Annotated in this window: 20 protein-coding genes, 1 riboswitch and 1 other annotated feature; of the genes, 13 read left to right on the plus strand and 7 right to left on the minus strand. The window is 44.2% G+C overall.

All coding sequences use genetic code 11. From position 1 onward, the window contains the following. Positions 1 to 9: 9 nt before the first annotated feature. The 4 genes from UE46_RS01965 to UE46_RS01980 all read left to right on the plus strand — a co-directional run bounded on the left by UE46_RS01965 (position 10) and on the right by UE46_RS01980 (position 6,156). The gene (locus UE46_RS01965; protein WP_118907355.1) at positions 10 to 1,203 is read left to right on the plus strand and encodes a glycosyltransferase family 4 protein; all 1,194 of its coding nucleotides are present in this window, start codon (positions 10 to 12) and stop codon (positions 1,201 to 1,203) included. Continuing rightward, on the plus strand, positions 1,187 to 1,780 hold the full coding sequence (locus tag UE46_RS01970) for a sugar transferase (protein ID WP_036060498.1): 594 nt from the start codon (positions 1,187 to 1,189) through the stop codon (positions 1,778 to 1,780). The genes UE46_RS01965 and UE46_RS01970 overlap by 17 nt, the downstream gene beginning before the upstream one ends. Before the next feature lie 18 nt (positions 1,781 to 1,798). Then, positions 1,799 to 2,917: an aminotransferase class V-fold PLP-dependent enzyme gene (locus UE46_RS01975; RefSeq protein ID WP_036060496.1), complete on the plus strand. Its 1,119-nt coding sequence runs from the start codon at positions 1,799 to 1,801 to the stop codon at positions 2,915 to 2,917. Positions 2,918 to 3,063: 146 nt separating this feature from the next. Further along, a complete protein-coding gene (locus UE46_RS01980) occupies positions 3,064 to 6,156 on the plus strand; it encodes an immunoglobulin-like domain-containing protein (protein ID WP_036060493.1) in 3,093 nt (1,030 codons plus the stop codon). An 87-nt stretch (positions 6,157 to 6,243) separates the two neighbouring features. Here the strand turns inward: UE46_RS01980 and UE46_RS01985 are convergent, their stop codons facing one another. From UE46_RS01985 to UE46_RS02005, 4 genes are all read right to left on the minus strand, one after another. After that, a complete protein-coding gene (locus UE46_RS01985; RefSeq protein ID WP_036060490.1) occupies positions 6,244 to 7,356 on the minus strand; it encodes an FtsW/RodA/SpoVE family cell cycle protein in 1,113 nt (370 codons plus the stop codon). Next, the gene (locus UE46_RS01990) at positions 7,340 to 8,494 is read right to left on the minus strand and encodes an FtsW/RodA/SpoVE family cell cycle protein (RefSeq protein WP_036060487.1); all 1,155 of its coding nucleotides are present in this window, start codon (positions 8,492 to 8,494) and stop codon (positions 7,340 to 7,342) included. The genes UE46_RS01985 and UE46_RS01990 overlap by 17 nt, the downstream gene beginning before the upstream one ends. Positions 8,495 to 8,498: 4 nt before the next feature. Beyond that, positions 8,499 to 11,096: a magnesium-translocating P-type ATPase gene (mgtA, locus tag UE46_RS01995; protein WP_036060484.1), complete on the minus strand. Its 2,598-nt coding sequence runs from the start codon at positions 11,094 to 11,096 to the stop codon at positions 8,499 to 8,501. Between the two features lie 279 nt (positions 11,097 to 11,375). Beyond that, positions 11,376 to 11,546, minus strand: a riboswitch (M-box (ykoK) riboswitch). A 389-nt stretch (positions 11,547 to 11,935) separates the two neighbouring features. Next, positions 11,936 to 12,778, minus strand: a complete 843-nt coding sequence (locus UE46_RS02005; RefSeq protein WP_036060481.1) for an SAM hydrolase/SAM-dependent halogenase family protein — start codon at positions 12,776 to 12,778, stop codon at positions 11,936 to 11,938. A 57-nt stretch (positions 12,779 to 12,835) separates the two neighbouring features. Beyond that, positions 12,836 to 13,065: a binding site (T-box leader), on the minus strand. A gap of 200 nt (positions 13,066 to 13,265) precedes the next feature. Between UE46_RS02005 and UE46_RS02010 the strand changes: the two genes are divergently transcribed. The 3 genes from UE46_RS02010 to UE46_RS02020 are packed head-to-tail and all read left to right on the plus strand — an operon-like array spanning position 13,266 to position 15,227. After that, positions 13,266 to 13,889: a DUF3139 domain-containing protein gene (locus UE46_RS02010; protein WP_036060479.1), complete on the plus strand. Its 624-nt coding sequence runs from the start codon at positions 13,266 to 13,268 to the stop codon at positions 13,887 to 13,889. Positions 13,890 to 13,899: 10 nt separating this feature from the next. Further along, positions 13,900 to 14,157, plus strand: coding sequence for a hypothetical protein (locus UE46_RS02015; RefSeq protein WP_036060476.1), 258 nt, complete (start codon positions 13,900 to 13,902; stop codon positions 14,155 to 14,157). A gap of 11 nt (positions 14,158 to 14,168) precedes the next feature. Further along, positions 14,169 to 15,227 carry a hypothetical protein gene (locus tag UE46_RS02020; RefSeq protein ID WP_036060473.1) on the plus strand — a complete coding sequence of 353 codons (1,059 nt, stop codon included), beginning with the start codon at positions 14,169 to 14,171 and terminating at the stop codon, positions 15,225 to 15,227. A gap of 89 nt (positions 15,228 to 15,316) precedes the next feature. Here the strand turns inward: UE46_RS02020 and UE46_RS02025 are convergent, their stop codons facing one another. Both UE46_RS02025 and UE46_RS02030 read right to left on the minus strand, forming a co-directional pair. Continuing rightward, positions 15,317 to 16,732, minus strand: coding sequence for a M56 family metallopeptidase (locus tag UE46_RS02025; RefSeq protein WP_118907356.1), 1,416 nt, complete (start codon positions 16,730 to 16,732; stop codon positions 15,317 to 15,319). A 2-nt stretch (positions 16,733 to 16,734) separates the two neighbouring features. Continuing rightward, complete coding sequence (locus UE46_RS02030) at positions 16,735 to 17,133, minus strand: BlaI/MecI/CopY family transcriptional regulator (RefSeq protein WP_036060470.1); 399 nt, start codon at positions 17,131 to 17,133, stop codon at positions 16,735 to 16,737. Positions 17,134 to 17,315: 182 nt separating this feature from the next. Here UE46_RS02030 and UE46_RS02035 point away from each other — a divergent pair, with 182 nt between their 5' ends. The 6 genes from UE46_RS02035 to UE46_RS02060 all read left to right on the plus strand — a co-directional run bounded on the left by UE46_RS02035 (position 17,316) and on the right by UE46_RS02060 (position 24,946). Further along, positions 17,316 to 17,873 carry an NAD(P)H-dependent oxidoreductase gene (locus tag UE46_RS02035; protein WP_051492887.1) on the plus strand — a complete coding sequence of 186 codons (558 nt, stop codon included), beginning with the start codon at positions 17,316 to 17,318 and terminating at the stop codon, positions 17,871 to 17,873. Between the two features lie 162 nt (positions 17,874 to 18,035). Then, positions 18,036 to 21,023 carry a formate dehydrogenase subunit alpha gene (gene fdhF, locus UE46_RS02040; protein ID WP_036060467.1) on the plus strand — a complete coding sequence of 996 codons (2,988 nt, stop codon included), beginning with the start codon at positions 18,036 to 18,038 and terminating at the stop codon, positions 21,021 to 21,023. Next, on the plus strand, positions 21,023 to 21,499 hold the full coding sequence (locus UE46_RS02045; protein WP_036060464.1) for a helical membrane plugin domain-containing protein: 477 nt from the start codon (positions 21,023 to 21,025) through the stop codon (positions 21,497 to 21,499). The genes fdhF and UE46_RS02045 overlap by 1 nt, the downstream gene beginning before the upstream one ends. A 63-nt stretch (positions 21,500 to 21,562) precedes the next feature. After that, a complete protein-coding gene (gene fdhD, locus UE46_RS02050; RefSeq protein ID WP_036060461.1) occupies positions 21,563 to 22,354 on the plus strand; it encodes a formate dehydrogenase accessory sulfurtransferase FdhD in 792 nt (263 codons plus the stop codon). A 465-nt stretch (positions 22,355 to 22,819) separates the two neighbouring features. Further along, on the plus strand, positions 22,820 to 24,370 hold the full coding sequence (locus UE46_RS02055) for an immunoglobulin-like domain-containing protein (protein WP_118907358.1): 1,551 nt from the start codon (positions 22,820 to 22,822) through the stop codon (positions 24,368 to 24,370). 72 nt (positions 24,371 to 24,442) lie between these two features. Next, positions 24,443 to 24,946, plus strand: coding sequence for a hypothetical protein (locus UE46_RS02060; protein ID WP_036060458.1), 504 nt, complete (start codon positions 24,443 to 24,445; stop codon positions 24,944 to 24,946). Positions 24,947 to 24,992: 46 nt separating this feature from the next. Here UE46_RS02060 and UE46_RS02065 read toward each other — a convergent pair whose 3' ends face one another. Continuing rightward, entirely contained in the window at positions 24,993 to 26,525 is a 1,533-nt protein-coding gene (locus UE46_RS02065) for an LPXTG cell wall anchor domain-containing protein (RefSeq protein WP_051492883.1), read from the minus strand. Positions 26,526 to 26,905 lie beyond the last annotated feature (380 nt).

Genomic DNA, 26,905 nt, shown 5'->3' on the forward strand with positions numbered 1-26,905 from the left:
GATAAGATTATGAAATTACTTTATATTCATCAACATTATGAGGAACATAAAGGGGCTACGAGGTCATATGAGTTATCGAAGCATTTCTTAGCAAAGGGTGCCGAGGTGGTTATGATCAGTGGGCAAGGCGATTCACATACGACGGAAGAGGGACTTGTCGTGAAGGCAACGCACACCGCCTATCATCAAAAAATGTCGAAAATGAGACGGATATTCGCATTTATTCACTTTTTTATGCGTAGTATTGTTCTTGGAATACGAGAGAAAAATATCGATCAAATATATGCAACATCAACGCCACTTACGGTGGGGCTTGTTGGCTTGATTTTGAGTAAGTTAAAACGAAAAGCCTTTATTTTCGAGGTGCGGGATGTATGGCCAGATGTTCCCATTCAATTAGGTATTATTGAAAATGTGTGGATGATTCACTTGTTGAAGTGGCTAGAATTACGGATTTACGCGGGTGCTACGCATATCGTTGTTTTGTCGGAAGGGATGAAACAGAATCTACTGGAAAAAAAGGTCCCAGAGAACAAAATAACGGTTGCAGAGAATTTTGCGAATCGGGAGCTTGTTCGAGAGAGTAATGAGGAGCAGCCAGAGGATACGGAGTTGAGCAGATGGACGGATGGTCGGTTCGTGGTCGTTCACCCAGGTACGATGGGGCTTGTGAATGGCGCTGGTTATCTCGTTACGTGTGCGGAAAGGTTGCAACACAATGAGGCTATTCGCTTCCTTCTCATCGGTGAGGGATCTGAAAAACGGGAAATCCAAGCGCAGATTGAAGCCAAGAAGCTCACGAATATTCGGGTTTTGGACGCAAAAGCAAAAAAAGAAACGCTCCAAATTGTTTCAGGGTGTCAGATGGGAACGATGCTTGTGACAGATGAGCCTATTTTGCAGGATAATAGCGCCAATAAATTCTTTGATTTCCTAGCGTGTGGCTTGCCGATTGTGTTGAATTATAGAGGTTGGCAAAAGCAAGTGTTAGAAGAGAGTGGTGCAGGAAAAGGCTTTGCTCATAGGGATGTGGAAGGTTATTGCGCCTTTGTGGAGGGTTTGGCCACGGATCGTGACAGTTGGCACCAAGCGCACCAAGCATCGCAACAATTAGCGGAAAAATATGATGTGAACCGAGTTGCTGATCGAATTTGGCATGCTATTACAAATGTGAGGAGTGTTCCTGTTGAAGCGTTGGATTGATTTATGTGTTGCCACTTTACTACTCGTTATTGCAAGTCCGATTATCTTAGTATGTGGCAGTATTTTTTATATTTTGTATCGAGAAAAGCCGTTTTATGTGAGTCAGCGAGCGGGAAAAGATGGGCTTCCGTTTTCTATCTATAAATTGAAGTCGATGCGCACGCTGGTTGATGAGGATGGTAATGCGCTTCCTGATGCTGAGCGGCTAACGAAATATGGTGTTATGCTTCGAAAATTGAGTATCGATGAGTTGCCGCAACTGCTTAATATTATCAAAGGCGAGATGAGCTTTATCGGGCCGCGTCCACTATTACTAGAATACAACCAGCTTTACACGGAGGAGCAGCGGAGACGGCTGAACGTTTTACCTGGAATCACAGGGTTAGCGCAAGTCAAAGGACGTAACAGCCTAAGTTGGGAAGAAAAGTTCGACTTTGATTGCCATTATGTGAAGCATCAATCGCTGTTATTAGATTTCAAAATAGCGTTATTAACCATTTACAAAGTAGTACAACGAGATGGCATTTCACAAGATGACCAAGCAACGATGTCCAAATTTACCGGAATAACTCCGTAATACGAAAGGAAAGTCTAAATGAATCAAATCCCATTAGCAATTCCGCATATGAGTGGAAACGAACAAAAATACATCCAACAAGCCTTTGATACGAATTGGATTGCACCACTTGGGCCAAATGTAGATCAATTTGAAGCGAATTTAGCTACGTATTCTGGCGCTAAAGATGTGGCTGCTACAAGTTCTGGCACCAGCGCGATTCATCTTGCGCTCACACTTTTAAATGTACAGGCCGGCGACACCGTATTTTGTTCCACTTTTACATTTATTGCGAGTATTAATCCAGCTTTATACATTGGCGCCACACCAGTTTTCATCGATTCGGAAACAGATACGTGGGGAATGAGTCCAGTCGCGCTTGGCAGAGCTTTAGAAGATGCAGCTACTAAAAATAAACTACCAAAAGCAATTATCGTGGTCCACTTATACGGTCAGAGCTGCAAAATGGACGAAATTATGGAGTTGGCGAATCGTTACGGAGTTCCAGTTGTGGAAGACGCTGCGGAATCGCTTGGTTCCACTTACAAAGGGCGCCAACTCGGTACAATCGGAGCGTTTGGCATCTATTCTTTCAACGGAAATAAAATTATCACGACATCTGGTGGCGGTGCCCTACTTTCCAATGATGCCACGCAAATTGAAAAAGCACGATATCTAGGTTCACAGGCAAAAGAAGTTGCACCGTATTATTCCCATAGTGAAGTTGGCTTCAATTATCGACTCAGCAACATATTAGCAGGGATTGGCATCGCGCAACTGGACGTTTTAGAAGAACGAATTGCGAAGAAAAGGGCGATATATGACGCGTATAAAGCCGCATTTGAAAACCATTCGGGTATTACTTTTTTATCTGAGTTGGAGGGGACGTTTAACAATCGCTGGTTGACGACGGTTTTATTAGAGAAGATGTCACCAGAAGACGTGATGGAGAAGTTGGCGGCAAAAGGTATTGAAAGCAGACGTTTATGGAAGCCGATGCACACGCAACCGCTGTTTGAAACGGCAACTTATTATAGCGAAGAGACAAGCAATGCCGATATTTTATTCGAAAAAGGATTGTGCTTACCGTCTGGAACGCAACTGACAGAGGGACAATTGGATTATGTCTGCAAAACATTGATGGAAATCATTAAGTAATTTTATTTGTAGGGGGAGATCCTTATTTCACGGCTGCTAAGACTGGCTAGAGATAAGCGATCCTACATAGGTCGTGAGTTAAATCTATGGCTTCGGAAGGGCTACTAGATTTTTATATAAAAACAACGAACTAAAAGGAGGAAAAGATGAAGAAAATAGCTAAAATAGTACTTATCTTAGTTTTACTTATAGGCAGTGTACCGAGTGTGGCAAATGCTGCAACGGCAACGCATGAAGTGGTTCAAACGAGCATTACAGGGGATACATCAAAGAATACGATTAGCGTGCCGGTGAAAAAGACAGCCCGAGAAAAGAAATTGGATTTAGTCATTGTGCAGGATTTGTCCGGAAGTTTCCGCGATACGTACCCTAGTGTGGCGAGTGAGCTAAAAGAAGCGATTGATTTAATGAATCCAGTGATTGACCGTTCACAATTTATCGGTTACACATCGATTAAAGCTACCGACACAGCGCTACCGATTTACAGTGATCCAAAAACAACGCTTGAGGTGCAAAATGCTGGGCAGTACAACGAATTTTTCAATGTTATCTATAAAAATGAGATGACGGATTCGGTTGCCAATACAAAAGCCGCGATTGACAATGTGACGTCGAATCAATTATACGGTAATGGGACGCCGACTGCATATGGTATTCAAAAAGCGTTAGAAGAGTACCAATCCAAAAATCCTGTAAAAGAAGCGGGCCGCGAAACACTTTTTCTTGTCGTGACAGACGGCTTCCCGAATGGTGATATCAATGGGACAGCCTTGACGCCAAGTACATCGATGGTACCACTTTTAGGCCCATCCACAGGTATTAATGCTGCACTTAATAACATTACATCCGCTGGGTACCTAACTTCTTTCGGATTATGGCAAAATAAAGCGGCGCTAGAAAACGAATGGGGTACAAGTCTATACAACAACTACAATAATTATATCAACACCAATGTACCAAACTTTGTTTCCCGTAGCGAATTTTTCTTCAATATGAACAACAATGATAATTCGATTGAAGATTTTGCGTCCGCGGTGAAGGATATTATTCAAACGAACTTAAACGATCAATTGAGTATTTCTGAAAAAGTAAGCGCAGGACAAACATACGTTGCGGGTAGCGCAAAAGTGAAGAATAGCGCGGGGCAAACGGTGACTGTACCAGCGCCATATCAAGAGCCGACCTTTGAGAATCAAACGTTGACGTGGAACCTAGATGCTTTACCAGAAGGTGATTACACCGTGACATTTGACGTTACCGGAAAAGTGCCTGTTAGCAATGCGCCGAGCATTACAGCGCAAGACATGACACTGGCAGAAGGTGCGACTTTTGATCCGATTCAAACGGTGAAACCAACAGCGACAGATGCAGCATCCACTAATTTAACATCAAAAATCAAAGTAACAGCCAATGATGTCGATACGAGTAAACCAGGCGTTTACCACGTGACATATGAAGTGGCAGGCGTTCTTCCAGCTAATGCAAATACGGCGATTTCACTCATCGATTCAGGAAAAGTTACGTATCGTGACGCTCTATTGAAAACATTAGAAAAATTAGATTTCACACCGAACGTAGCGGCGAAAACAACTACCAAAACAATCACAATTACGGTGACCGGAAAGCCGACGATTACAGCCAGTGACAAGACAATTTTCATAGGTGATGCTTATGATCCTAGAGCAGACATTGCAGCAAATGATGCCAAAGACGGAGACATTACTAGCCAAATCGAGATCATTAAAAATGATGTTGACAATATGAAAACAGGCGTATATGACGTGACGTATAAAGTAACAAATAGCGTTGGGGAAAGCGCGACGAAAACGATTAAGGTGACTGTTCTGAGCAAACCGACAATCGAGGCTAAAAACCACACGATTTATGTCGGCGATTCTTTTGACCCGATGGCAGAAGTAAGTGCGAAAGACGCGAAAGATGGAAATATCACGGATAAAATTGAAATTGTTAAAAATGATGTAGATACGAGCAAGCCTGGTAAATATGACATCACGTACAAAGTAACAAACAGCATAGGCGAGAGTACGACTAAAACAGTACAAGTAACCGTCCTAAGTAAACCGACAATCGACGCGAAGGACCACTCCATTTTTGTAGGAGAAACCTTTGATCCATTGGCTGAAGTTAGCGCAAAGGATGCAAAAGATGGCGATATTACCGACAAAATTGAACTCGTTAAAAATGATGTCGATAATACGAAAACAGGTGTGTATGACGTAACCTATAAAGTAACAAATAGCATAGGCGAAAGTACGACTAAAACGATTCAAGTAACGGTGCTAAGTAAACCAATCATCCAGGCGAAAGACCATACAATTTATGTGGGAGATAGTTTTGATCCGACAGCAGAAGTCACAGCTAGAGACGCGAAAGACGGAGATATCACCAACAAAATTGAAATCGTTAAAAGTGATGTTGACAACACGAAACCTGGCGTATACGATGTGACGTATAAAGTAACAAATAGCGTGGGGGAAAGCAACACGAAGACTATCAAGGTAACAGTTCTAAGCAAACCAACCATTGATGCTAAAGACCACACGATTTATGTAGGAGACAAATTTGATGCGATGGCAGAAGTGAGCGCGAAAGACGCAAAAGACGGAAACATCACGGATAAAATTGAAATTATTAAAAGTGATGTTGACACAAGTAAACCAGGCGTGTATGATATCACGTATAAAGTAACAAATAGTGTGGGGGAAAGCACTACTAAAACGGTGCAAGTAACAGTGCTAAGCAAACCAACCATTGATGCCAAAGACCACACGATTTATGTAGGAGACAAATTCGATCCGATGGCAGAAGTCAGTGCGAAAGATGCAAAAGACGGAAACATCACGGACAAAATTGAAATTGTTAGAAATGACGTTGATACAAGCAAAGCAGGCGTGTACGATATCACGTATAAAGTAACGAACAGTGTAGGCGAAAGCGTGATGATAACAGTCCAAGTGACCGTTCTTGAGAAAAAAGGAACGACACCACCTGGCAAAGTAGATCCGAATAAACCAAATAAACCGCTGAAACCAGTTCTTGAAGTAAAAGGGAATTCGGGGGAAAAAGCACCGATAAAAGAAAGCAAACAACCAACAGCTATGAGAAGCTCGGAAAACACATTACCAAAAACCGGAGATAGTAATGAATCACATGTATTATTTGGTTTTGGGTTAATTGCAAGTATGGTTGTTATTTTACGAGGTAGAAGAAGCAAGTAATAGCAGGAATAAATCGATAGAAATCGCATGTATGTTGTGTGATCTCTATCGGTTTTTTTATGGATTTTATGACACATGTTTTTTGGATTAAGCACGACCAAAACTCGTATCATCGCATTTGATAACAGCAAGAATCACGCCGAGCGCAATCATATTACCAAGCGTCGAACTACCACCATAACTAATAAACGGCAGCGGAATCCCGGTCAGTGGCATGAGGCCAATGGTCATCGCGATATTCTCGAAAATATTGAAGGCGAACATCATGGCGAAACCGGCGATAACGTACGTGGAAAAACTATTTTTCATATGCAGCGCGGCGATGATGAGTTGGTGGATGAAAAGCATGAACAGGATGAGTAGTAGACTGGCGCCGATGAAGCCGAATTGGTTGCCGATGGTGCTGAAAATCATGTCAGTGTGGCTTTCGGGGATGTAGACGTATGGTGAATTGCTGCCGGACATCGTTCCAGAGCCGATTGCTTTGAGGGAGCGGTCGACTTGATAGAAGGAATTGGGATCGCTTGCTGGGTCGAGCCATGTGTGGACGCGCCGAAATTGGTAGCTTTTGAAGCCGATTTTTTCGAGTAGATTGACGTGATAGACGACGAGATAGAGGCCACCGCTTACTGCGACAACGAGTGAGGTTAGGATGGTGATGATGAGCTTGGTGGATTTCAGGGCCAGGATGCTGATCGTGAAGGCGCTGACGAAATAGACGATGGTCGTGCCGAGATCGGGCTGTTTCATGATTAAAAGTAGGACAACGCCAGCGAGTGACCACGTGATGAGTAGCTGTTTCCAGATGATGCGCTCGTATTTTGCCGCAAAATGGGCGATGACGATGATGAACATGGATTTGGCGATTTCGGACGGTTGTAAGGAGAATCCGGCCAGCTGATACCAACGTGTGGCGCCGTTAATTTTGGATACGAGTGGGTTTGGTATGAGGATGCCGGCGAGCAGGATAAGCATCGCGAAGTATACCCAGAGAATGTTGGCGCGGATGAAGGTCATGTCGAGTTTTGATAGGAGGAATACGGCGGTGAAGCCAACGATGATGAAGATGATTTGCATGCGAAAGAAGTTGGTGTCGTATTGGTTGGTTTGTTGGGCCATGAAGATAGCGAGGCAGCCAATCATGGATAGGAGGCAGACGATGACGACTAGGCTTTCGCGAAGTCTATTGTTGGTTTGCATGGATATTCCTTCTTTCTGTGAGGGTTATTTGGCGTTCGGCGCTGATCAGAAATCCGACGCCGCACGATAGGGTAATAATGGAGGTGCCGCCGAAGCTGATAAATGGCAACGGGACGCCGGTGAGTGGAATCATACCGCTGACGCCACCGAGGTTGAGGATGGCTTGGACGGCGATCCAGGTCGCAAAACCGATGCAGATGGACGTGTCGAATGCGGAATGGCTGCGAAGTGCGATGTGAAGGGCTTTCCAGATGAAAAATAGGATGAGAGTCAGAGTCACGAGAATGCCGATGATGCCGAGTTCTTCTGAGATGACCGCGCTGATAAAGTCGGTATGGGATTCGGGCAGGAAACCGAGTTTTTGGACGCTTTGGCCGAATCCTTTGCCGAATATGCCGCCATCTGCAATCGCGTAGTAGCCGTTTCTGAGTTGATAGGAAGCGTCGAGATTGGCTTCGCTGAACGGGTCAAGGAACGCGAAACGACCGAGCCTAGCTTGACTGAAAAATTTGGGATGAAGTAGGTACGTGATGCCGAGACTGAGGGTGGCGAACAGGATACCGGTGATGGCGATTTGGCTGAGTCTGCGCGCGGATAGCCCGGATGTGAGTAGTTGGGCGGCGAAAATAGACAGGACAATGAAGCTGGTGCCGAGGTCTGGTTGCAAAATGATAAGGCCGGCGCAAAATAGGATGAAACCGATGAGTAAGTAGGTGACGCGATTGGATTGCGCCATGTTTTTGAAGTAATGCACGCTGAAGTTTCCGGTCACGATGATGAGCAGGATTTTGACGAGTTCGGTTGGTTGGAGCGTGGCGCCGCCAAGTTGAATCCAGCGCTGGGCGTTGTTTGTCGCTGTGCCGGTAAGTAGGACGAGAATTAGCAGGAGGACAGCGATGCCGCCTGCTAATTTCATCGTTTTTTTGGAACAGAATGGTACGGTTTTTAGTTTGGCAAAGAAGAATAAGCAGCCGAGACCAATCGCGTAAAAAATGGCTTGGCGAATCGCGAAATGTTGGCTGGAAACGGCGTAACGGTTGCTCGCAGCTGCGTAACTGGCGCTGTAAACCATGAGGCAACTCCAAATTCCTGTGGCGATGTAAGCGAGAAGTATGAGATGGTTCTGCTTGGTCAACATCGACTTAAATCCAATCGTGGAATTTCTTGATGTAGAGATTTTTGGCGATTTGGACGGTTACCATGTAGCCTGCAAGAATCGCGATGAGCCACGGGAAGTAGCTAAGCGGTAGGCTGACGAGTCCGATGCCGTGACCAAGCGACGTGAATGGAATGATAATGCCGACACCCATCACGATCAGGGTGGAAATCATCACTGGAGCGGCTGCACGACTTTGAATGAATGGAATTTTCTCGGTGCGAATCATGTGTACGACGAGCGTTTGTGTGAGCAGGCCGACCACGAACCAGCCACTTTGGAACAGCGCTTGCTCGGCGATCGTATTCGCGCTAAAGACGAACCACATGATGGCAAACGTGAGAATATCAAAAATCGAGCTGACTGGTCCAATTAGAAGAATGAAACGCAGCATGTTTTTACGATCCCATTTACGCGGTTTTTCCAAGAAAGATTCGTCCATTTTATCCCATGGGAGCGTCATTTGCGAGACATCGTACATGAGATTTTGCAAAAGTAGGTGAATCGAAAGCATCGGTAAAAATGGCAGGAAGGCGCTGGCGACAAGGACGCTAAACACGTTTCCAAAATTGGAGCTGGCGGTCATTTTCATGTATTTTAAGATGTTGCCAAAGACATTTCTACCTTCCGTTACGGCGTCATTTAGAATGGTTAAACTCTTTTCGAGTAGAATAACCGAGCTTGCATCTTTGGTTATATCGGCGGCAGTACCAACGGAAATCCCGACGTCTGCTTTGCGCAGGGCTGGTGCGTCATTGATCCCATCGCCCATAAAACCAACTGTGTGCCCGTCTTTTCGAATCAGATGAATGATGCGGGATTTCTGAGTTGGCGTGAGCTTGGCAAAGATGTGGTGCGTCCTCGTTGCCTCGGTGAGTTCATCGTCATACATGAAATCGATATCGGAGCCAAGTAGGAATTTCTCAGATGGGATGCCGACTTGGTTGCAAATGGTTTGCGCGACGATTTCGTTGTCGCCTGTGAGAACTTTGACGGTAACGCCATGGTCATGTAAAGATGCGATCGCGGGTTTCGCGGATGGCTTGGCGGGATCAAGGAAACCGAGGAAGCCGATCAGTGTCATATTTTGCTCATCGATGACGGAGAAGGATTCTTTTTCCGTCTTTATTTTTGTTGCGATGGCGATGACGCGCATACCGTTACGATTCATCTCCTCACATTGCGTGTGGAGGCGTTTTTTGATTGGGTCTGTCAGCTCAATGATCGCGCCATTTTCTTCAAGCTGTGAGCAGACGTCGAACATCTCGGTAATCGCGCCTTTCGTAATCATTTGCAGGCTGTCTTTTTTGCGTAAAATAACGCTGAGACGGCGGCGCGCAAAGTCAAACGGGATTTCATCGACTTTTTCTGGTGTCGTGAAACGCTTGCTGTCGCCGATTTTCTCCATATGTGAAATGATCGCGTGGTCCATGATATTTTTCCAGCCAGTTTGGAAGTGGCTATTTTGGAAGGCGAGCGCTAGAACTTTATCAGACGTTTCGCCAGTCGTATCAATGTGTTCGATGAGTTCGACTTTATCTTTGGTCAGCGTGCCAGTTTTGTCGGTGCAGAGAACGTCCATCGCGCCAAGGTTTTGAATCGCATTAAGCTCTTTGATGATGACTTTCTTTTTGGCCATGCGAACGGCGCCTTTTGCGAGATTGGTGTTGACGATCATTGGCAGCATTTCGGGCGTAAGTCCCACGGCTACAGCGACGGCGAACAGAAGCGCCTCGGTCCAGTTACCTTTCATGATGCCATTGATCAAAAAGACGATTGGAACCATGACAAGCATGAGGTACATCAGCAATTTGGAAATCGATTTGACCCCTTTATCAAAACTGGTTTCGTCACGTTTGGCGAGAGCTTCTTGAGACAGGGAGCCAAATATGGTGTTGTCGCCGGTTTTTAGAATCAGCGCCTTACCTTGACCGCTAATCACGTCGGTGCCCATGAATGCCAGATTATCTCGTTCAAAAATACTGAGACTTTTTTCGGTGGCTTCTGTAAATTTCTCAACTGGTATGGATTCGCCGGTGAGTGGTGATTGGTTGATAAATAGGTCTTTGGCTTCGATGATTCGCGCGTCTGCTGGGATAATGTCACCGGTTGAGAGGAAAACGATATCGCCTGGAACGACATCCACAATCGGGATTTCTCGTTGCATACCATCACGAATAATCGCGGTCGTATTTTCAATCATATTTTTCAAAGAGAGACTGGCTTTTTGGGCGCGCATCGACTGGGTGAAGCTCAGAATGACGCTAAATAGGATCATCAGAGCCATAATGATGGTCGCCTCGATGTCGGCTGTCACGTAAGAAATAATCATCAGGAAGGCAAGAATATAAATAAATGGGTTGTGGAAAGCCTTGGCAAGATTGACGTACCAGGGTGTTGGCTTCTGCTCGGCAGTGATGTTTTTGCCAAATTTAGTGCGCCGTTTCGTCACTTCTACTTCGTCTAGGCCTTGGGTTGTTGTTTTGTATTTCGCGATTGCGGCGTCTTTGTTTGCTGTGGAATCTTGGAGTAGTGTCCGGTTCACTTCTTGTTCATTGCGTAACTTGTTTAGTGCTTTTTTCATTGTATTATCCTCCGATTCAGTTCTAAACTGTCACGGCTTTTTTAGGTTCCTGGTGGAGTAAAAAGCCATACCAGTCCGTTATTACGTTCGATGATTCAGGTTCTGCAGGGTCGTCCTCTAGAAATTGTGGCATGCTACTCCACCTCCGTTCTATATAATTTGACAATAATAAATATAATAGCAGAATTTTCATTTCATGCTTTATTACACACAAAAAATCCCTACCTGTCTAGTGACTTTGGCAGAGATTCAGAATTTATATGCGCCTCAAAAAAACACAAGATTCCCCTCGCTAAAGTTTTGGCACTATGCAACGTAAAGAAAACGAGTTTCTTAGCCACGTTATGGAAAGCCTTAATCCGACAATCCCTGTTCAACCCATTGGCGTCTTTGGACATTTTTGGGCAGTGGCATATTTTCACATAGGAGCCTCACCGTACAGGTCAGCGTGCCTACAAACACTCATTTGCGTCGTTAAAAGTTCCGTTCCGGTGCTCTTCTACGCTGTACTTCGCATAACTTCTTACATAGTCGGGGAAAAGACTCCCTCCTTGTTTTCAGTTGATGTACAGTCGTACATTCCGCTCCGGTACTCGCTTTTGCCTAGCAACTAAGTATTTGTAGGCACGCTGAGGTTTGGAGGAACGGACTTAGTTTGACAGAAATAGGGAAGTTTGGCAGGCTGATACATTTAATTATTGTTCTTGACTCTTCTAGGGTAGCATCGATATTTTTTTGTGTCAAGGGGGTTTCCCTAAAAATGTTGCATGAGGGCAAGATGTTTTCTGTGGGAAAGTGCTAGGTGGTGGGCTTGGTTGGTGCGTGAGAAAAATTTTAGTTTATTTCTTTTTGATCGTGACAATCCAGTTTGTGCCGATTCCAATTTTGTAGGCATCGACGAAGGAGCCTTGATTGATGCCAATGCCGAGATTGTCTAGGGAATTGACGTAAATGAGGGCGTCGCCAACGCGGAGATCTGCGAAGGAGCGGCCGTATGTGACGAAATTTTGATAGATTTGGCGGGTGTTGCTTTCGATGGTGAGCTCGAAGGAATCGCCGTATTTTGCTCCAATTTTGATGAATTGGGTGCGTTCGATGTTGGTCCACAGGTTGCCGAATGGGCGGTCAATAATGTCGATGGTTCCAGTGAGCTCGCCATCTTTTTCGAAGGAGCGGACGAGCGGGAGTTCTACAATCGAATCGGGATCGGCGACGGGCCCAATGTCTTGGAAGTCAATGATTCCTGCGGCGAGTCTGGCAGCGGTATAGGCGAAAATATCGCGACCGTGAAATGTGTGGGACTCGCCAGATTTGGGCAAGCGGTTTTTCTGTTCGTCGATGATGCGAACGTCTGTGATGGTGGTGTAATTTTTGAGGTGGGTCAGCGTGCCGTTATCTGGGGTGATGATGTATTGGCCAGTCTCGGTTTTGACGGCGACACTACGGCGATCGGAGCCAACACCGGGATCAACGATAGAGACAAAAATGGTGTTTTCAGGCCAGTAATTGACGGTTTGGAGGAGACGATAGGAACCTTCCCAAATATTATATTGCGGGATTTGGTGTGTGAGGTCGTAGATGCGAATATCGGTGCTCACAGTGTTGATAACGCCGTACATCGCGCTCACTGCACCGTCGCTAATGCCAAAATCGGATTGTAAAACTAGTAATGGTTGGGTCATGTTTATTCCTCCTATTCAAATAAAAAAGCCCGTCCTGAATCGATGCGTTAAACATTGATTCAGGACGAGCGTATATCTCGTGGTACCACCTTCATTCACTGCAAAAGGGATGCAGCCTCGAATGATGGGATAACGGTTATCGAAACCGCTGTAGCCTACTGCCTATTCGGGTTCGGTACAGTACTCGGAAGGTCATTTTCGGATGGAGTTTCTGCTTCGGTTTCAGCGTTACGAAGCTCTCTTTTGGAGAAACGGTTCATCGTACTTGTCCTCGTCATAGTAGTTGGAAATATTTTATTATTTTAAAAATACCGTAAAATACCTGTTTTGTCAATTGAGAATGACTGATTTGGAGTTTATCAAGGTTTGGTAAAGAAACAACGTCAAAGTTAAATGTTTCCTAAAGAAGTACCGCGTGTGATTGATTAGTTGGAGGTTTGATGCTACTTTTAAAGAGTAGTGGATTACATAAGAAAGGAGTGAGGACGTGACAGAAAAGCGATACGGTTGGGTTTTGCTCGTGCTAATTTGTACGGTTATGGGAACATTGGTAGTGAAGCACTTGCATACGAAGAATTTTGCTGAGGAGCAGATTAATACATATATTGCGAAGCAGGGTGTGCCGTCAAAGAATATTTATGATGAAAAATTTGTGTGGGATTGGCAGAAAAGTGGGGACTATGTGAAGAATTTTAAGGTAAGGGGAGATTCGGCGGATATTACATATCAGTATCTTTTTATTGGGAAGGGGCAGGAGGTGTTGTTTACGCCGTATTCGCCAACGAGTGATGAGCCTGATGTGAAATATCCTCCCAATGAAGAGGAGCCTAATTTTATTTTATATAGAGGAGAAGCGTATGATGATGGGGATTCCTCGTTATATGTATATAATCTGAAATCAAGCATTGGAGCAGATTTCGGGCTCCCTGGTGGGAAGTATGTGCTACATAAAAGCGGTGATATTTTTGATGCTGATGGAAATAAAATCGAAGCGGATGATATTAAAAAGGGAGATAAGCTGAAAGTATATTTGTCGGAAAGTACGGCGATCAAGGAGACATATCCAGGGCAAATTGACGCGGAGTATATTTTTAAAGTTGTGAGGGAATGAGGGATATTTGATGAAAGGGAAGTATGTGAAAATTGCGCTTCTGGCGGTAGGGATTTTTGTTGTGTGGAGCCTGTTTTTCGGGATTCGGCTTGTGGGTTATGTGGACTCTATTCAGCGCTTTGGATTAGAGCGAACAGCGTGTGGGACGGATGGATGTCGGGCGCCAGTGATGATTTTGGATGTGGCTTGGGTTGTGGTTGTTTTTGTGGGTCCATTGATAGGGGCTTTGATTTGGCTAGTTATATGGGGAATTCGTAGTAAACGATGAGGAGTGCAAACATGGATAAGAAGACAAAAAGAGTCGTGACTGTGATGATGATTTTACTCGCTATAGGTGCGGGTTTTGCGATAAGTAAGATTGTGAAGGCGAACAAAGAATTAAGTGTAGAGGTGAAGACAGAAGGGGATCGAACGAGATATATCGGCGCCAACGGGATGTCGTTTTATTCGATGGTTGATACGCCTAATGCGATTTATACCTTGATTGACACGGAAGGCGATACAGACGCATACAAAATCGCGAAGGCTGTTTATGCGATTGACAAGCAGACTGGGAAAATGGAGATAGTGCCGGGTTCCCGCAAGATGAAGTATGGCTATGACGGGATCGATTCGACATTTGGAAATGAGCATTATCTGGGCTGGGTCGAGGCTGATACGGATTATACGACGCGGACGGTGATTTATGATATCGAACAGGAGAAAATTTTGAAGAAATGGAACGGCAGTGATGCGTATTCATTTTCCGATTTTCATGTGATAGGTCACCGGGTTTATTGGTTGGAGTCTAGCGGGAAGACGGGATTGGTTATGTCATATGATTTGAAAACGGCTGAGGAGGAGCAGCTTGATGAGGTTGGAGCGGAAGGGACGGTTCTGGCTTTTTCCGAGCATAAAATGTGGTATCGGGATATTCGGCGAGGAAGCGGGCATTTGAAGAGTTATGATCTGAGGTCTGGGAATTACGAAATACATGATTTAGGCGTGGATTATAGTGATTTGAAGCCAGTCGGTGATAATTTGGTGGCTTATTCCAAGGAAAACGGGCTTTACTTATACGATACGAAACTGCAAAAAACGATGTTGTTGAATGGAAAGGATAATGGGATTAAGGCGAATTATGATGGGAAGGGGCTTATCGTTACGGATCAGATGTCGTATAAAATAGAGCGTTTGGATGGGATTCGGTATAGTAATACGATTGGGTCGGAGTACCCGGATAATCATCTTTTTTCAACGGCAGAACGGATTCAGTCATTGCTTTTTATCACGAAGGTTGGCGAGCATGAGGAGATTATACGGATGAATCAGGATGCTTTGCGGTGGTCGGAAAAATGACAATAAAACACCCCAAAATCAGATTATTAGTCTAGATTTTGGGGTGAACATTAGATGGGGAGCATCGTCTGTTTTTAGTTATTCAAGCCTTATTTTGCGTTTTCTTGGGCCATTTTTAATTTGTAATCACTAGCTGCTTTTTCGTTGTATTCTTTATCAGTAGACTTATTCGATGCATTCTCTTCAGCTATCTGTTTTTTCTTTTCTTCAGTAGAGGCAGCCATTTTTTTATCAATATCTGATTCAGCGGCTTGTTCCTCAGCCATTTGTCTGTTCTTTTCCGCGGTATCAGCAGCGATTTTTTGGTCGATCTCTGCGTCTGTTGCGTTAGCAGGTGCACTTTCCCCAGCCATTTTTGCTTTGTAATCGGCAGCCATTTTTTCGTCATACTCTCCGCTTGCCACTTTATCTGCGGCTTCTTGTTTTACGGCATCTTCTTGTTTCATTTTAGCCGCCATTTCTTGTTTTTGTGACTCGGTTGTCTCTGCTTTTACGTCTACTAGAGAGAACGCGGATACTCCTAAAATTGCGATGAAACCTACAGCGGTTAATAGTTGTGATTTTTTATTGAATTTTTTGATCATAATGATTCTCCTCTTTAACCTTATTTTGTTTTTACTGAAATGTGCCAGTGTAGATGGCTGATAATACGTAGAATATTGCTCGACTAATGTAATAATGGTGTGTCCGTAGGCGATTCTTTCTTCGGGATTGATAAAAGTCAGAGCCAGATTATCGCAGGCTATTTCTTGATCTTCACGCATGGCACGACAGGCGTACCAAAGAATAGGATTGAACCAGTGGACAATGAGTAGGCAATTCATCAGTAAATTGATGCCGATATCTTTTCGTTTATAATGGGATAATTCATGATAAAAAATGTATTTTAGTTGCTCGTCTTCTAGATGTTTCACGTGTTTTTCATCAAGTAAAATCCTAGGTTTACTCATTCCGAATAAGGTTGGAGCAGAAATTTTTCCGGAATAGTGTAACGGGATATCTTTTTCGATGGACATATTTTGCTTACATTGCTGATAAATGTCCAAAACTCTTTTTTCAGTTATTAGTGGTTGTGTGCTTATATAGGTATATAAACGCCTGTTTGTCATTATTATGAAAATTCCGGCAATCAGGATTCCTAGTATCCAAATGAATAAAAAGATAGTGTATATGTCAATTTCGGCAGGTACTTCCTTGGCTATTACTGGTACTTTCTCGATGGTTTCTGGTGCTATCGCTGTGCTTTCTTGGCTGACAACTGGTTCTGCTACTTGGTTGATGGGGAGTATGGAATAGATGCTAAAGGAGCTTTCTGGAAACCAAGGTAGTACAAGTCTCACCACAAGAATGAGCCATAATGCGTATTTCCATTGTGGTGTTAGCCAATTTCTTAAGATGAATCTGATGCCCAGAATGAAAACGACCAACACGCTTGCCAAAATAGACGTTTCGATGACCCAATTAAAAATAGAGGGAAGGTACGTATGCCATAGCGTATGGAACATAACTATCTATCCTTTCTGGGATTGGATTCAGCTTTATCATCTAGGAGTTGTTTGAGTTCGTCGATGTCCTCGGATGATAGTTTTTCCTCTTTTATAAAATTCACGAGTAGTGGTTTGAAAGCTGCGCCGTAAAAGCGGTTTAACAAGGATTTTGTTTCGCTTTGCATGTAATCTTCTCGAGATACTAATGCGGTGTACGTGTGCAGTTTTCCTTTTTCTTGGTGGGAGGAAATAGCTTCTTTTTGGACTAGTCGGTTGAGTAGCGTTCGTATTGTTTTGGGACTCCAATCGTGTTCTTTTTCCAGGGCTTGAATTATTTCACCGGCTGTCAGTGGAGATTCGTTCCAAATAACTTGGATGACTTCTAATTCAGCTTCTGATATTTTAGGTAAATGCCCCATTTTATTCCTCCTCTCTTCGGACTACGTTTGTAATCCATGGGTAAATACTAACATGTATCGTTATTGGAAGTCAACCCCCTTTTTGATACTTGTGTTGTATCTAGCTGTTTTATGGAGTAGAGTAACATGTATAAATGCTTATCACTCACAAAATACAAAGTAAGGGAGGAGAGCGATGGAAGATGAATGTACTACTGATTTATACATATCCAAATCATGAAGGGCTAAATTACGCTATAAAGGAGACAGTGGAAAAAGAGCTGGGCAAGAAAAATAAGCTCAGGGAAATTGACCTTTATAAAGAGGGATTTGATCCAGTTCTGCGTTTTGATAGTGCGAATAAGCATCGTGATTTATTTAAAGATCCGTACACGAAGGAGTATCGGGATCAGGTTTTTTGGGCGGATTTCTTGATTTTTATTTATCTGATTTGGTGGAGTAGTACGCCGGCGGTTTATGAGAATTTTATTCAAAAGGATTATGGGAGGGTTTTGAGTAAGCAGATTCTGAAAATGTGCGGTATTTCGACCTATAAGCATACTTCTTTAGCTTATGTAAAAGGTTCTAATGAAGTCAAAATAAATAAAGTCCTGCAAAAAATTGCTAAGATTAGTAGTACTATTTGGTATGGGGAATGTGTTCAGGGTGTTTGTTTGAAAGGGAAATTAGATGCCGAATTTGGATGGATTTATGTGACGGTGATTAAGTCTTGCTTAGAACGGATTTCACAAACTGTATAATGGTTCTGAAAGGGGGCCAATACGTTATTGAGAACGGTTATCAATGGTCTTTTTGCTATTCAATTTTCACAATAACTGGTATAATGGAAGGTGCATGGAAACGCTTCCTAATGGTTTTCCTAGATTGGCATGAGTTCTTAGTTTTCAAGGAGGGATTTTTGGATGGATGCGAAGGTAAAGGTCACGGTGAAGATTAACGGTAAGGCGCATGATGTGGAGGAAGGTACGCGGATTTTAGATTATTTGAATGATGAGGGCGTGCATCATCCGCATATTTGTTATAGTAAGCAGATGGGCGCGATTCAGTCGTGTGATACGTGTATGTGTGAAGTCGATGGTGAACTGATGCGGGCTTGTAGTACGGATTTTAAGGATGCAATGGAGATTAAGTTGGATTCGGAAAAGGCGAAAGAGGCGCAGCTCGAGGCGATGGACCGAATTTTAGAGAATCATATGTTGTATTGTACGGTTTGTGATAATAATAATGGGAACTGTCGGGTACATAATACGGCGGAACTGCTTGAGGTGGATACGCAGGAACGGCCATTTCGTGAGAAGGGTTATATTAATGATTTCTCGCATCCGTTCTATCGTTATGATCCGGATCAGTGTATTCTTTGTGGGCGCTGTGTGGAGGCGTGTCAGAGTGTGCAGGTGAATGAGACGCTTTCGATTGACTGGGATCGACCGCAGCCTCGGGTTATTTGGGATGATGATCGTCCGGCGAATATGTCGTCGTGCGTGTCGTGTGGACTTTGTTCGACGGTTTGTCCTTGTAACGCGATGATGGAGAAATCGATGCTCGGCCAGGCTGGGTTTATGACGGGAATTGGTGAGGAAGTTCTGGAGCCAATGATCGATATGGTTAAAAAAGTGGAGCCGCCGTATCAGACGGTTTTCGCGTTGTCGGAAATGGAAAAATCAATGCGGGATACGCGGACGAAGAAAACGAAAACGGTGTGTACGTTCTGCGGTGTTGGATGTACGTTTGAGGTTTGGACGAAAGGTCGCCAAATCTTGAAGGTGGAGCCGACTGGTGAAGGTCCTGTGAACAAATTTGCGACGTGTGTGAAGGGTAAATTTGGTTGGGACTTTGTGAATAGTGACCAACGTTTGACGTCACCGCTGATTCGCCAGGGTGATGAGTTTGTGGAGGCTACGTGGGAAGAAGCGATTGCTTTGATTGCGGAGCGTTTGGGTAGTTTGCGTGATGAGTTCGGCAATGATTCGCTTGGCTTTATTTCTTCTTCTAAGACGACGAATGAGGAGAATTATTTGATGCAGAAATTGTCGCGTCAAGTGTTTGAGACGAATAATGTGGATAATTGTTCGCGTTATTGCCAAGCGCCGGCGTCGGATGGTTTGACGAATACGGTCGGAATTGGGGCGGATTCGGGAACGGCGGAGGATATTGAGACGGCTGGACTTGTGATTTTGGTCGGTTGTTCGCCTGCGGATGGGCATCCAGTTATTGCGAGTCGGATTAAGCGGGCGCAGAAATTGAACGGCCAGAAATTGATGGTTTCGGATCTTCGGAAACATGAGATGGCGGAGCGCGCGGACTTGTTTATTCGTCCGAAACAGGGCACGGATTTCGTGTGGTTGACGGCGGTTGCGAAGTACATGATTGATATGGGCTGGCATGATGCGCCGTTTATGGAAGCGCGGATTTCGAATGTGGCCGATTACATGACGTTCCTCGCGCCGTTTACCTTAGAGTATGCGGAAAAAGAGACGGGACTTTCGATTGAGACGCTTAAAAATGTGGCGCAAATGGTGCACGAGGCTGATGGCACGGCGATTTGTTGGGGTATGGGTGTGACGCAAAATATTGCAGGCTCGCATACGTCGGCGGCGATTTCGAACTTGCTGCTTGTGACGGGGAACTTTGGTCGTCATGGCGCGGGTGCGTATCCGCTTCGTGGGCACAATAACGTGCAAGGGGCTTGTGATATGGGATCCTTGCCAAACGTATTGCCAGGCGTGCAGTCGCTTCTAAATCCAGAAGTTCGCGCGCGTTTCTCGGAAGCGTATGGCGTGGAAATTTCGGAAGTACCGGGACTGAAAAATAATGAAATGTTAGATGCAATCGAGGCTGGGACGCTTAAAGCGATGTACTTGATTGGGGAAGAGATGGCTTGGGTGGATTCGAATACGAACCATGTCCAAGATACGCTTGCAAAACTTGATTTCTTCGTGGTTCAGGATGTCTTTTTATCGAAGACGGCGCAATTTGCTGATGTCGTTTTACCGGCATCGCCTTCGCTTGAAAAAGATGGCACGTTTACGAATACGGAGCGTCGTGTGCAGCGTTTATATGAAGTATTAGAGCCGCTTGGTGATTCGAAACCGGATTGGTGGATCATTCAAGAAGTGGCGAACGCGTGTGGTGGTAACTGGAATTTCACGCATCCAAGCGAGATTATGGATGAGGTTGCGAGTCTGGCGCCATTCTTTGCGGGTGTGAGCTATGATCGGATGCAAGGTTTTGATAGCCTCGTTTGGCCGGTTTCGGCGGATGGTGTGGATATGCCGCTACTTTATGAAGAACGTTTCAACTTCCCGGATGGCAAAGCGAAATTCTCTGTCTTGCCTTACATTGCGCCGATTGAATTCCCGAAAGAGTTCGATCTAACGCTGAACAATGGCCGTTTGTTGGAGCAGTTCCATGAAGGGAATATGACGCATAAAACGAAAGGCTTGGATTACAAATTACCAGAAGTTTTTGTAGAGGTATCGAAGGAATTAGCGCAAAAACGTGGTATCGAAGACGGTTCGCTGGTGCGTTTGACGTCGCCGTACGGTCACATTAAGGTGCATGCGGTCGTGACGGATCGGGTTCGTGCGAATGAGGTTTACTTGCCGATGCATTCGACCAGCCACGAAACGGCGGTCAACTTATTGACGTCGAGCGCAGGCGATGTGCGGACGAAGACGCCGGCCTACAAACAAACGAAGGTCAATTTGGAAGTATTGCAAAAATGTGGGGAGAATCCGCTGCCGAAACATAATCCACGAAATGCGGCGAGATTCCCGCAAAATGGTGTGGAGATTGAACGCAAGTGGGCGCGTGCAGATTACAAGCCGATTTCGAAACATAACTGTGCGTGTGGTGGCAACTGTGGATGCAAAAAAGGGAGTGAATCTTGATGGCAGAACCAATTTCAAAAATTCGCCGTGTGGAAAAGACGGACGATCAGATAAAACAGGATAAAATGACGGCGATTAAGGACCAGATCGCGACGGATGACGCGGCTTTCATGGAAGTTTTGGAGCTGGTGAAGGCGTTGCATGATTCTGGGGCGCTAGATATGTTGAACAGTGCTTTGAAGGCGAAAGAGGATATCGCGACGACGTTCTTGAACGAGGCTCGGAAGGAACCTGCGACGAATGCGATTAATAATTTGATGATGACGAGTAAATTATTGACGGAGACGAAGCCGGAGCAGACGGAGAAAATGTTGGCGGGACTTGCGAACGCGCAGGCGAAGGCGAATGAGAGCTTGAAAGAGGACGCGACGCTGGGACTTTTTGGACTGGCACGAGCGATGAAGGATCCTGATGTGAATCGGGCGTTGCGATATGGCTTAGCGTTTTTAAAAGGCGTAGGCCAAGAATTGAAGTAAAAATTAGACTCCAGATGTTGCTTATAAACGCGCATCTGGGGTTTTCGTTAGGTGGGGACGATGATGGAGACGACTGCGGGACTTGGGATTCGGCGTTTTAAAGAGGGGCATATGTTTGATGACGTGGCGACGGTGGCCGTGGAATACCCGTTGACGATTTACGTGAACGAGGAGGAGCTGGTGACGATTGTCTGCACGCCGGAATATGCGGAGGATTTGGTAATCGGATTTCTGACTTCGGAGGGGATTGTGCGCGGTGTTGCGGACATTGATCGCGTTGAAATCATTGAGGCGACTGGGCACGCGAAAGTTAGCGCGAACTTTGTGAATAAATTTAATGCCAAATATCGTGCGAAGCGCTATATCACGTCTTGTTGCGGGAAATCGCGCGAGAACTTTTACTTCCAGTCGGACGCATCACTTGTTGAGACGCGAAACGAGACGGATTTAGCGTTACGCCCAGCCGAAATTTTTGATTTGATGTCACGATTTGAAGCAGATTCCGACACATTCCGTAAAACAGGCGGTGTGCATAACGCCGCGCTTTGCAGTCGTGATGAGGTGATTTGCGTGCGGATGGACATTGGGCGGCATAATGCGCTTGATAAAATTTACGGGCATTGCTTGAAATCTGAAATCCCGATGACGGACAAGGCGATCATTTTTAGCGGTCGGATATCCTCGGAGATTTTAGTGAAAACCGCGAAAATCGGTTGTGGTATCATTTTATCGCGCTCGGCACCGACAGAACTCGCGATAGAAATGGCGAGGGAACTCAATATTACGGCTGTTGGTTTTATACGTGGCGATGGTTTTAGCGTTTACAGCGGGCAAAATAGGATTTTAGAGGATTAGAAAGAAACCACGTCTAAGCCCATTAGCAGATGTTTGCGCGGAGAATTAGTAAGTATATGAATCCATAACAAGCAGCTATACATCGAGGGACACCATTTTTTTTCGTAGGAAAAAATAATATCAAATCATACTAATTTTCATGTCTATGCTTTAACTATAAACAAAAATAGCATAAAGGTTGCACGGTGTATTGCATCAATATAAAGCTCAGAATGAACTAGACGTTAAAACGGCATCAAATAAAGCCCAAGCAGCAATTGATGCAGCCCAAGAAAAAGTAGCTGTGACAGTAAAATAATCAATACAATCTAAATACGCTTCCATCGGAGTTCTCTCTGATGGGAGTTTTTTTGCGTTACACTTTCCAAAGGTTTTGCTCTCATTCGCATGGGGTAAATAAGAATTAGCTACAGGAATAGTATATGAAACAAAACGATAATGATTGAAATTTAAGGGGAAATTAGAATGAAAAAATCATTGGTAGCTAGTATTATTGTAGCGGCAAGCCTCATTTTTATGTATCTTCATGCGAACCCAATCCACGCACAAGCGGCGAACGAAGTAGATTTGAAGCCATTAATCGAACAAGCCGGGAGTGGAACCCTCGTTTTGAAGGATAAGAAAGACGTGACCTACATCGTCAATGCACCGATAACCAACGTCAAATGCAGCATCCAAGGCGCGCCAGGTGGTTCTTATATCAAGGCCAACTTCAAAGGCTATGGCAACACCCAGACACCCTACCTCCTGACCTACCAAACTGGAATTGCCAATAAATCCGTGAAAAACGTCACTTTCAATCTCACGCTCATCGGTCGCGGTGCCATCCATTTCGAGCAAAATAACGCAATCACCGTCGAAAATAGCGCATTCACAGGATACTCCAAACAATACGGCTACTACAAAACCGATAGCTCGATTTCCTTCACTGATTCCCAAAATATTGTGATAAAAAACAACCGCTTTTTTGACAATGGTTATCAATACGGAAGAGACACGAACGATCTAAACCGCGCCATCACGATTCAAGGTAATAAAGGAAACCAGTACGAGATTTCCGGCAATGAATTTACACGAGTGAACCAGGCGATTGTTGTTCAAGGTGACAGAATTGACAAGCTGAATATTCATAATAATGCATTTAATAGTGTTGTTGATAATAGTATGTATTTACTGAAAATACCGACCGCGAATATTTACAATAACGACTTCAATAAAGGTCAGAAAACGAGTTCGGCAGACGAAGGCATTGTCCTCGACGGCGGCTATTTCAAGATTACAAACAATCGCGTCTACAACGTCCTAAACAAATTCATCGCAATTAACGGCAATACAGTCCGTGTCGACATAACATTCAACCACATTAAAAATGAAAAAACAAAAACTCGCCCAGCAGTCATCGCATGGAGGAACAATCGAGATTACGCAGTCGGCCAGCTGAACCTCTCCAATAACTGGATTGACACAGATACCGCACCCGCGAATTACGACGTCATCCCAATCGGCAAAGTAGCGAAATTAGCCATCCAAAATAACCAAATCACGCTAAACGGACTTGCCAACTATCAAAAAATGTTCAGCTTATTAGGCGGGGCACCAGTCGATTCCTTAGCCATCACCGGCAATAATATCACACCACGCAAAGGCAGCACCCTCTCAATAAATGCATTTTTCCTACGTGAACCGTTACCGAAAATCAAGCAGTTGTCACTAGTAGGAAACCATTTCCCAGGCCGATATCCAGCGATTTTAAACACATTGAAAGGTAGCGTCACGCCGAATACCTATCGAAATAAGAGCGCCTATATGACAGGCAGATACACTGGAACCGCTGTGAAGGCGCGACTCATTGTCAATGGCATTCCTAAAGGTTGGGGCGGTAAGTTTGAAAAAGGCATTTTCGTGTATTATGTAGGTGCAAAAACGAATTTCAAGCTTACCGATAAAGTAGAATTAATTGCTTATAACGCGAATAATAAACAGTTAGACCGCAAACGGCTGAAAATCATTAAGTAGGCAAATCTTCGTCAGACCGAAATAGCAGGTTTGACGATTTTTGCTGTATAATAGGTAGATGGGGGTGGAACAATGAGCCAGTTAGTCGATTATTTTCCATTTAAGTTGAACTCAGAATTTTTTCATAAGATCTCGACAGAACCACACATCCTGAAAAAACTGCAACGCCAGGATTTCCATGAAAGCGATGTATCAATTCTATTCACGACGAAAATTTGGAAGCTTGCCGATTTTGAGATGGAGTTTCCGGAGCTTGCGTGTGAGGAGATTTCGCTGAAAAAGAAATACATACTCGTGAAAAATGTGCCGTCCAATTACCCGAAGATGCTGCATTTGATGGAGATTTATAAGAATTCAGGATTGGAGATGTACGTTTTTTTAACGGATGATTTGAACTATCACTGGATGGAAGAGGAGATCATGACGGTGATTTTGATGCGGAAAAAGAAGAAGGCGCAGCTAGTTATTGAGCTGGGAAATGATGATTTGTTGTTGTTTTTCAATCAGGATGGGAGTAAGGCGCACGCGGTCGGAGTCGGGGAACAGTGGGCGCAAAAGTTGATTAGCTTTAGCTGAACGCACAAAAAAAGACGCAAAATTGGATTTTGCGCCTTTTTTATAGTTAGCGTTTTCTCATGTAGAATAGTGCTGTTGCAGAAAGTAGTAGACCGAAGACAACAAATCCGTTTGTGTTTGAATCTCCTGTTTTTGGTAACTCTCCTACTCTTGTAGGTACGATTTCACCAGATCCAGCAGTAGCTTGTTGTGTTGGTTGTTGCTCTGTTGCTGTGTTCGCTGGAGCTTTAGAAATTGTTTCTGATTTTACTTCTTGCACTTGTTTCGTACCATAGGTGTAATGCGTTACGTCACTGACACCACCGTTATCATCGACTGCAATCAGGTAAGCTGTTTCACCAGGTTGTAGTGCGCGATCAAGAACGGCATGATAGCTACCAGAGTAGTCCACGCGTGTTTCAGCAAGAACTTCTTCGCTCTCCTCTGTAATAACGAAAAGCGTTGTATCTGGCTCTGTACCACCGTAAATGTCTGTATCTGTACTCATATCAAAGTTGACAGATGGCGCAGAATATAGCATTACGCCCATTACTGATATAACTTGATATTGGAAATTAACCGTAGAAATGTTGCCACTAGCGTCCTTAGCTACGATGACTGTACTATGAGCACCTGGTGTTGTTGTATCTAAGTACGTTTGCCCATTTTGGAAAGAAACTTCAACATAACCAGAGCCATCTGATACAGTTACGAGCTCGTCTGCAGTCCATTCTTCACCTGGCCATACGTAAAAGACATCTTCCTCTTGAGCGATAAATGGTTTCGTTGTGTCTACAACCGTGTAATTAACAGTGATTGTTTTTGAATCCGAACCATTTGTTGCCAGAATTTGTACAGACTGTGCGCCAAGTTTGTTAGTTACTGGTTGTGTTTTGAATGAAAGTGCCACGTTAGCAGCATCTTTCGTTACAAAAGTACTTGGAGTAACAGTTGTATCATTGAGTTCTACTGTGACGTGGTTTTTCGCTGTCGCAAACTCAGTCGTTTCTGGTTTCACAGGCTTTTCAGGATCAGGAGTTACAGGCTTTTCAGGATCTACCGGTTTCTCTGGATCGGGTTTCACAGGTTTTTCAGGATCTACCGGCTTCTCTGGATCAGGTTTTACTGGGTCCACAGGCTTCTCTGGGTCTGGAGTTATAGGCTTCTCTGGATCAGGATCTGGCGTAACCGGTTTTTCAGGATCAGGTTTTACAGGGTCTGGATCGGGCGTAGGTGTTATGCTCGGATCTGCGTCCACTGTATAGTTGACCGTGATTTCCTTCGTTGTCCCGTCATTGAAAGTAACGACGATTGTTGTATCGAAATTTCCCACTTTGTCGTTCTGTGCTACTACACCATCCTTATAGGTTAAGACTGGAGAGCGATCTTGGCTAAAAATTTGCACAAAATCAGCTGGAATAATGTAATAACCTTGTGTTACGTGAACATTAGGTTTTGCTGTGACGTCAGTAGTTGCCCAACCAACTTGTTGCTGTGAATCTTGTTGGGGTGTCGCTTCCTCGGCAAATACAGGACTTACAGTTGAAAAAGTTAGTCCGAATACTAGCGCGATGCTAATCGATTTTTCTTTTAGGTACATGAGTGTCTCCCCTTTTTAATATGCTTACTTTCCATTGTACAAGGTATCAATTTCTTTGGCTAGCGAAAAAATGTACATTTGACGGCAAAATTTATCGAGTTCACAGTTTGTTCACATCTTATTTTAATGTCGGAATTAGGATTAGATGAAGAAACGGGCGTGTTTGAAAGGATGGAAGTCGAGATATATCAATGCTTTCATGCGTTTTATCCTTGAGTTGGAGGTAGAGTATACGATTATTTCCGGTAGTATCGAGGGGAAACAGGGGAAATATACGGCACATTTTTTTTAATGGATTATATGTGGAAATTGACTTTACAGGATTTTTTAAGTTCTAGGAAATCTTCTTCGCGATTTGTGCATAGCTTTCGTATTTCATA

It is taken from the genome of Listeria weihenstephanensis (assembly GCF_003534205.1).
Lineage (GTDB): Bacteria > Bacillota > Bacilli > Lactobacillales > Listeriaceae > Listeria_A > Listeria_A weihenstephanensis.

Excerpts from the sequence above, each read along its gene's own strand:
- UE46_RS02055 (WP_118907358.1), top strand. The coding sequence starts at position 22,820 with ATGAAAAAATCATTGGTAGCTAGTATTATTGTAGCGGCAAGCCTCATT.
- UE46_RS01985 (WP_036060490.1), bottom strand. The coding sequence starts at position 7,356 with ATGCAAACCAACAATAGACTTCGCGAAAGCCTAGTCGTCATCGTCTGC.
- mgtA (WP_036060484.1), bottom strand. The coding sequence starts at position 11,096 with ATGAAAAAAGCACTAAACAAGTTACGCAATGAACAAGAAGTGAACCGG.
- UE46_RS02035 (WP_051492887.1), top strand. The coding sequence starts at position 17,316 with ATGAATGTACTACTGATTTATACATATCCAAATCATGAAGGGCTAAAT.
- UE46_RS02065 (WP_051492883.1), bottom strand. The coding sequence starts at position 26,525 with ATGTACCTAAAAGAAAAATCGATTAGCATCGCGCTAGTATTCGGACTA.
- UE46_RS02015 (WP_036060476.1), top strand. The coding sequence starts at position 13,900 with ATGAAAGGGAAGTATGTGAAAATTGCGCTTCTGGCGGTAGGGATTTTT.
- UE46_RS02005 (WP_036060481.1), bottom strand. The coding sequence starts at position 12,778 with ATGACCCAACCATTACTAGTTTTACAATCCGATTTTGGCATTAGCGAC.
- UE46_RS02030 (WP_036060470.1), bottom strand. The coding sequence starts at position 17,133 with ATGGGGCATTTACCTAAAATATCAGAAGCTGAATTAGAAGTCATCCAA.
- fdhF (WP_036060467.1), top strand. The coding sequence starts at position 18,036 with ATGGATGCGAAGGTAAAGGTCACGGTGAAGATTAACGGTAAGGCGCAT.
- UE46_RS02025 (WP_118907356.1), bottom strand. The coding sequence starts at position 16,732 with ATGTTCCATACGCTATGGCATACGTACCTTCCCTCTATTTTTAATTGG.
- UE46_RS01990 (WP_036060487.1), bottom strand. The coding sequence starts at position 8,494 with ATGTTGACCAAGCAGAACCATCTCATACTTCTCGCTTACATCGCCACA.
- UE46_RS01980 (WP_036060493.1), top strand. The coding sequence starts at position 3,064 with ATGAAGAAAATAGCTAAAATAGTACTTATCTTAGTTTTACTTATAGGC.
- UE46_RS01965 (WP_118907355.1), top strand. The coding sequence starts at position 10 with ATGAAATTACTTTATATTCATCAACATTATGAGGAACATAAAGGGGCT.
- UE46_RS02045 (WP_036060464.1), top strand. The coding sequence starts at position 21,023 with ATGGCAGAACCAATTTCAAAAATTCGCCGTGTGGAAAAGACGGACGAT.
- UE46_RS02060 (WP_036060458.1), top strand. The coding sequence starts at position 24,443 with ATGAGCCAGTTAGTCGATTATTTTCCATTTAAGTTGAACTCAGAATTT.
- fdhD (WP_036060461.1), top strand. The coding sequence starts at position 21,563 with ATGGAGACGACTGCGGGACTTGGGATTCGGCGTTTTAAAGAGGGGCAT.
- UE46_RS02020 (WP_036060473.1), top strand. The coding sequence starts at position 14,169 with ATGGATAAGAAGACAAAAAGAGTCGTGACTGTGATGATGATTTTACTC.
- UE46_RS01975 (WP_036060496.1), top strand. The coding sequence starts at position 1,799 with ATGAATCAAATCCCATTAGCAATTCCGCATATGAGTGGAAACGAACAA.